Annotated in this window: 6 protein-coding genes and 1 pseudogene; 1 reads left to right on the forward strand and 6 read right to left on the reverse strand. The window is 68.6% G+C overall.

What is annotated here, in order from left to right; translation table 11 throughout:
- Positions 1-109: 109 nt before the first annotated feature.
- From ACWDO5_RS35060 to ACWDO5_RS35085, 6 genes are all read right to left on the reverse strand, one after another.
- Positions 110-808: an arsenate reductase/protein-tyrosine-phosphatase family protein gene (locus tag ACWDO5_RS35060; protein WP_450534583.1), complete on the reverse strand. Its 699-nt coding sequence runs from the start codon at positions 806-808 to the stop codon at positions 110-112.
- The gene (locus ACWDO5_RS35065) at positions 805-1,452 is read right to left on the reverse strand and encodes an L-threonylcarbamoyladenylate synthase (RefSeq protein WP_215092878.1); all 648 of its coding nucleotides are present in this window, start codon (positions 1,450-1,452) and stop codon (positions 805-807) included. The genes ACWDO5_RS35060 and ACWDO5_RS35065 overlap by 4 nt, the downstream gene beginning before the upstream one ends.
- A 28-nt stretch (positions 1,453-1,480) precedes the next feature.
- Entirely contained in the window at positions 1,481-2,326 is an 846-nt protein-coding gene (gene prmC, locus ACWDO5_RS35070) for a peptide chain release factor N(5)-glutamine methyltransferase (RefSeq protein WP_450534584.1), read from the reverse strand.
- Between the two features lie 28 nt (positions 2,327-2,354).
- Positions 2,355-3,434, reverse strand: coding sequence for a peptide chain release factor 1 (gene prfA, locus ACWDO5_RS35075; RefSeq protein ID WP_450534585.1), 1,080 nt, complete (start codon positions 3,432-3,434; stop codon positions 2,355-2,357).
- Between the two features lie 106 nt (positions 3,435-3,540).
- Positions 3,541-3,765 (reverse strand): 50S ribosomal protein L31, encoded by a 225-nt coding sequence (gene rpmE / locus ACWDO5_RS35080; RefSeq protein WP_215092884.1) that lies wholly within the window; start codon positions 3,763-3,765, stop codon positions 3,541-3,543.
- Positions 3,766-3,903: 138 nt separating this feature from the next.
- A complete protein-coding gene (locus ACWDO5_RS35085; RefSeq protein WP_450534586.1) occupies positions 3,904-5,010 on the reverse strand; it encodes an LCP family protein in 1,107 nt (368 codons plus the stop codon).
- On the opposite strand from ACWDO5_RS35085, the pseudogene ACWDO5_RS35090 reads away from it, so the two are divergent.
- Positions 5,009-5,221: pseudogene (locus ACWDO5_RS35090) on the forward strand (hypothetical protein); the annotation flags it as partial. The gene ACWDO5_RS35085 and the pseudogene ACWDO5_RS35090 sit on opposite strands and share 2 nt — an antisense overlap.

Consider the following 5,221-nt stretch of genomic DNA (forward strand, 5'->3'; position numbering starts at 1 on the left):
GGATCGTTGATCAGCGGCTCGGTGTGGCGTACGAGCTGTTCCCAGTCCTTGACCAGATACGCGCGGCAGGCGTGCAGACAGTCGCAGTCTGGGGGGGGAAGCCCAGTTCTCACTGGCGGGCCGGCACGCCCGTCAGCGCCGTCACCACAGGATCCAGCGCCTGGTTGATCTCGTCCCCGATCGACCGGAAGAACGTGATCGGCGCGCCATACGGGTCGTACACCTCATCCGCGTCCGGGCTCGGCGCAAGCAGCCAGCCTCGTAGCGCCGCCGCCGCACGGACCAGCGCGCGGGCGCGTTCGACGACGCCCTCGTCGCGGGGGTCGGGCAGCGTCGCCGGGTCTATGGCGCGCACCAGCCGGGTGAACTCCTTGAGCGTGAAGGTGCGCAGGCCTGCCGAATGGCCCATCGAGATCACCTGCGCCCGGTGGTCCCGGGTCGCCGTGAGGACCAGATCCGCGCGGATCACATGCTCGTCGAGCAGTTCGCGGCCCACGAAGCCTGTCGCGTCCGCGCCGAAGTCGGCCAGAACGATTTCGGCGTTGGCCTCCATCGGGGCGCCCTCGTGGCCCCAGGTGCCCGCGCTCTCCACGATCAGGCCGCGGATGGAGGTCCCCCCGGCGTAGCCAGGGGGAGGATCGCCGAGGCGGTCGCTCAGGGCATGGCGGGTCAGCCGCTCGGTGATTGGCGAGCGGCACACGTTGCCGGTGCTGACGTGGAGGATGCGGAAGGTGGAGGTGCTTCCCCCAAACTCCGTCCGGGGGGACCCGCAGGATTCCGCTATGCCACGCCCCTCAGGGGCGGTCAATTGGCCACCTCGAGGTCGGGTACGACCTTGCGCAGCTCGTCCGGTGAGAGCGCTCCCTCGCGCAGCAGCACCGGGACCTTGCCCGTGACATCGACGATCGAGGACGGCACGATGCCCGGGGTCGGGCCGCCGTCCAGGTAGACCGAGACCGAGTCGCCGAGCATCTCCTGCGCGGCGTCGCAGTCCTCGGGCGCCGGGTGCCCGGTGAGGTTGGCGCTGGAGACCGCCATCGGGCCGACCTCGGTGAGCAACTCGATCGCGACCGGGTGCAGCGGCATCCGGATCGCGACAGTGCCCCGGGTGTCGCCCAGGTCCCACTGCAGCGACGGCTGGTGCTTGGCGACCAGCGTCAGCGCACCCGGCCAGAAGGCGTCGACAAGCTCCCAGGCCTGCTCGGAGAAGTCGGTGACCAGGCCGTGCAGGGTGTTCGGGGATCCGATGAGGACAGGCGTGGGCATATTGCGGCCGCGCCCCTTGGCCTCCAGCAGGTCGGCGACGGCCTCGGAACCGAAGGCATCCGCACCGATCCCGTACACGGTGTCGGTGGGCAGCACGACCAGTTCGCCGCGGCGGACGGCCGATGCGGCTTCACGCAGACCGGTGGTGCGATCCGTCGCGTCGTTGCAGTCGTATCGCCGAGCCATCAGCGGGCCTCCTCGTACACATGCTTGGTCATGGCGTTGCCTTGCGCGCGGTCGCGAAGCGCGGCCGCTTGTTCAGGTCGGGGTGGTCGGCCGCGTCCGCCCAGCCGGCCTCTTCGCTGAAGATCCACGGCACCTGGCCGCCCTGCGTGTCGGCGTGCTCGACGACGACGAGGCCGCCGGGCCGCAGCAGCCGGTGGGCGGTGCGCTCGATGCCGCGGATGGTGTCCAGGCCGTCCTCGCCGGAGAACAGGGCCATGTCCGGGTCGTGGTCGCGAGCCTCGGGAGCGACATACTCCCACTCCGTGAGCGGGATGTACGGCGGATTGGAGATGACCAGGTCGACCTGCCCGTCCAGCTCGGGAAGCGCGGACAGGGCGTCTCCCTGGTGCACGGTGACGCGCGAGCCCTCGGCGTTCTTACGGGTCCACCTCAGCGCGTCCTCGGAGAGCTCCACGCCGTGCACCCGCGAACGCGGCACCTCCTGCGCCATGGCGAGCGCGATGGCCCCGGACCCCGTACACAGATCGACGATGAGCGGCTCGACGACATCCATGGCCCGTACGGCGTCTATGGCCCAGCCGACGACCGACTCGGTCTCCGGGCGGGGCACGAAGACGCCGGGCCCGACCTGCAGTTCCAGATAGCGGAAGAAAGCGCGCCCGGTGATGTGCTGGAGCGGTTCGCGTGCCTCGCGACGGGCGACCGCCTCCCAGTAACGGGCGTCGAAGTCACTGTCCGGGACGTTGTGCAGCTCTCCCCGCTTCACGCCGTGCACGAACGCGGCGAGCTCCTCCGCGTCGAAGCGCGGTGAGGGCACGCCGGCGTCGGCCAGCCGCTGGGTGGCCTGGGCCACCTCGGCAAGCAGCAGGTTCACCTTGGTCCTCCGGGACTGCAGGGGGTTGTTACTGGGCGGCGGCAAGCTTGGCGGCGGAGTCGGCGTCGACACAGGCCTGGATCATCGCGTCCAGATCACCGTCGAGCACCTGGTCCAAGTTGTACGCCTTGAAGCCGACGCGGTGGTCCGAGATCCGGTTTTCCGGGAAGTTGTACGTACGGATCTTCTCCGAGCGGTCAACCGTGCGGACCTGACTGCGCCGGGCGTCCGCGGCTTCCTTCTCGGCCTCCTCCTGGGCCGCGGCCAGCAGCCTGGAGCGCAGGATACGCATTGCCTGCTCCTTGTTCTGGAGCTGGCTCTTCTCGTTCTGGCAGGAGGCGACGATGCCGGTCGGCAGGTGCGTGATGCGCACCGCGGAGTCCGTGGTGTTGACGGACTGGCCGCCGGGGCCCGACGAGCGGTACACGTCGATCCGCAGGTCGTTGGCGTGGATCTCGACATCGATCTCCTCCGCCTCGGGCGTGACCAGCACGCCGGCTGCCGAGGTGTGGATGCGGCCCTGGGACTCGGTGGCGGGCACGCGCTGCACGCGGTGCACTCCGCCCTCGTACTTCAGCCGCGCCCAGACGCCCTGCCCGGGCTCGGTCGCGCCGTTGCCGCCCTTGGTCTTCACCGCGACCTGGACGTCCTTGTAGCCGCCGAGCTCGGACTCGGTGGCGTCGATGATCTCCGTCTTCCAGCCGACGCGCTCGGCGTAGCGCAGATACATCCGCAGCAGGTCACCGGCGAACAGAGCCGACTCGTCGCCGCCCGCGCCCGCCTTGACCTCGAGGATGACGTCCTTGTCGTCGCTGGGGTCGCGCGGTACGAGCAGCAGCCGCAGCTTCTCGGTGAGCTCCTCGCGCTGCTTCTCGATCTCCTTGACCTCGGCGGCGAAGTCCGGGTCGTCGGCGGCGAGTTCACGCGCGGTCTGGATGTCGTCCCCGGTCTGCTTCCAGGAGCGGTACGTGCCGACGATCGGGGTCAGCTCGGCGTAGCGCTTGCCGAGCTTGCGCGCGTTCGCCTGGTCCGCGTGGACCGAAGGGTCGGCGAGCTTCTTCTCGAGATCGGCGTGTTCGCCGATCAGTTCCTCGACCGCCTCGAACATCGGGGGCTCCTGGGTTTGGTACGCGAAAAGGGACTGCTCAGAACGGACAAAGCGCCGGCCTCGGCCACCCCGGTCAGGGGCGGCCAAGGGCCGGCGCAGTGGCTCGCTACTTCTTGGCGGAGCCGGCAGCCTTGCCGAAGCGGGCCTCGAAGCGGGCCACACGGCCACCAGTGTCGAGGATCTTCTGCTTGCCCGTGTAGAACGGGTGGCACTCGGAGCAGACCTCGGCCCGGACGGTGCCGGACTCGATGGTGCTACGGGTGGTGAACGAGGCGCCACAGGTGCAGCTGACCTGCGTCTCGACGTACTCGGGGTGGATGTCGCGCTTCAAGGGTGTCTCCTAGTTTCGGGAGGGCACCGGGTCGTACACGCGGATTGCTCGTACGTGAACCGGGGCCGACGTACCAGTCTGCCAGGACCAGCCGTAACTCCCAAACCGGGGTACGGCCGGAACTATTCCCTGCCGGTGCTAGCTGCTCTGCACCAGGGAACCGGCAGCGCCCTTGTCGCCGGCGGAGTCCTTGACGGCGGATGCGGGGATCGGTTTGTCCTGCGCCAGCGCCGTCCAGACCTGCTGGGACGCGGCCTTGAGCGGGATCACGCGGTTGGGGTTCACCGGGTCGTACTCCACCGGCATCGTGATCATGTGCACGTCCTGCGCGCCGAGACCGCTCAGCCCCCTGGCGAAGCTCATCAGCTTGTTGACCGAGTCGAGCCCGGAGTCGGGCGTGATCGCCTTGGTGGCGGTGTCGGCGACGTTGTAGAGCTTCTTCGGGTTGGTGAAGATGCCAACATCCTTGACCTGGGTGATGAAGGCCTTCATGAAGGCCTGCTGGAGCTGTATCCGGCCGAGGTCGCTGCCGTCGCCGACGCTCTTGCGGGTGCGTACGAGACCGAGCGACTGCTCCCCGTCGAGGGTGTGCGTGCCGGGCGGTAGGTCCAGATGGCTCTTGCTGTCGTTGATGGGCTTGGTGGTGGTGATCTTCACGCCGCCCAGCTCGTCGATGAGCTTCTTGAAGCCGGTGAAGTCGACCTCGATGTAGTGGTCCATACGGATGCCGGACATCTTCTCGATGGTCTTCACCGCGCAGGCGGGGCCGCCGACCTCGTACGCCGTGTTGAACATGGCGCGCTTCTGGCCGGAGACGGCCTTGCCCTTGCCGTCCGCGCACTGGGGGCGGTCGACGAGGGTGTCACGCGGGATCGAGACGACGCTGGCCTTCTTGTGGCCCTGGTAGACGTGCACGACCATCGCGGTGTCGGAACGCGCAGCGCCTTGGTCCACGCCGTATTCGGTGTTGGCGCCGGAGCGGGAGTCGGAGCCCAGGACCAGAATGTCCATGGAGCCGTTGTCGACGTTCTGGGGGCGGTCGGCGCCGAGGCGGGCGTTGATGTCGACGCCCTGGATGTTGCCGTTGAGCTTGAAGTAGGCGTAACCGACGCCGGATCCAGCGACCAGCACCAGACCTGCGAGGGAGCATCCGGCGACGGTCATGGCCCTGCGGCTCTTGGTGGGCCGTTTACGGCGCTTGCCGCTGCTGCGTATTCGGCTGCCGCTGCTGCTCTGGTCGGCCATGGTCTCCTCGGCTCTCGCTGTTCCCGCTACCCCCTGCCGTGGTGGTCAGGCGCGGTCTGTCGCCACCTGTCCAGACGGCGAGGGAGCCAGCAGGGTTGCACAGCGGCCTGAGAACCTCCTTGCCATGGGCGTCTCGCTCGCCGGCGTCTCGCTCCCCATGTTCTTCACCGGCCAGCTCGCCCTGCTGCTCTTCAGCTACAAGCTGGAGATC

The sequence above is a fragment of the Streptomyces sp. NPDC000880 genome, from assembly GCF_053599675.1.

What these genes read in the sequence shown, in the direction of transcription:
- ACWDO5_RS35065 (WP_215092878.1), bottom strand. Translation starts at nt 1,452, where the DNA reads ATGGCTCGGCGATACGACTGCAACGACGCGACGGATCGCACCACCGGT.
- prfA (WP_450534585.1), bottom strand. Translation starts at nt 3,434, where the DNA reads ATGTTCGAGGCGGTCGAGGAACTGATCGGCGAACACGCCGATCTCGAG.
- ACWDO5_RS35085 (WP_450534586.1), bottom strand. Translation starts at nt 5,010, where the DNA reads ATGGCCGACCAGAGCAGCAGCGGCAGCCGAATACGCAGCAGCGGCAAG.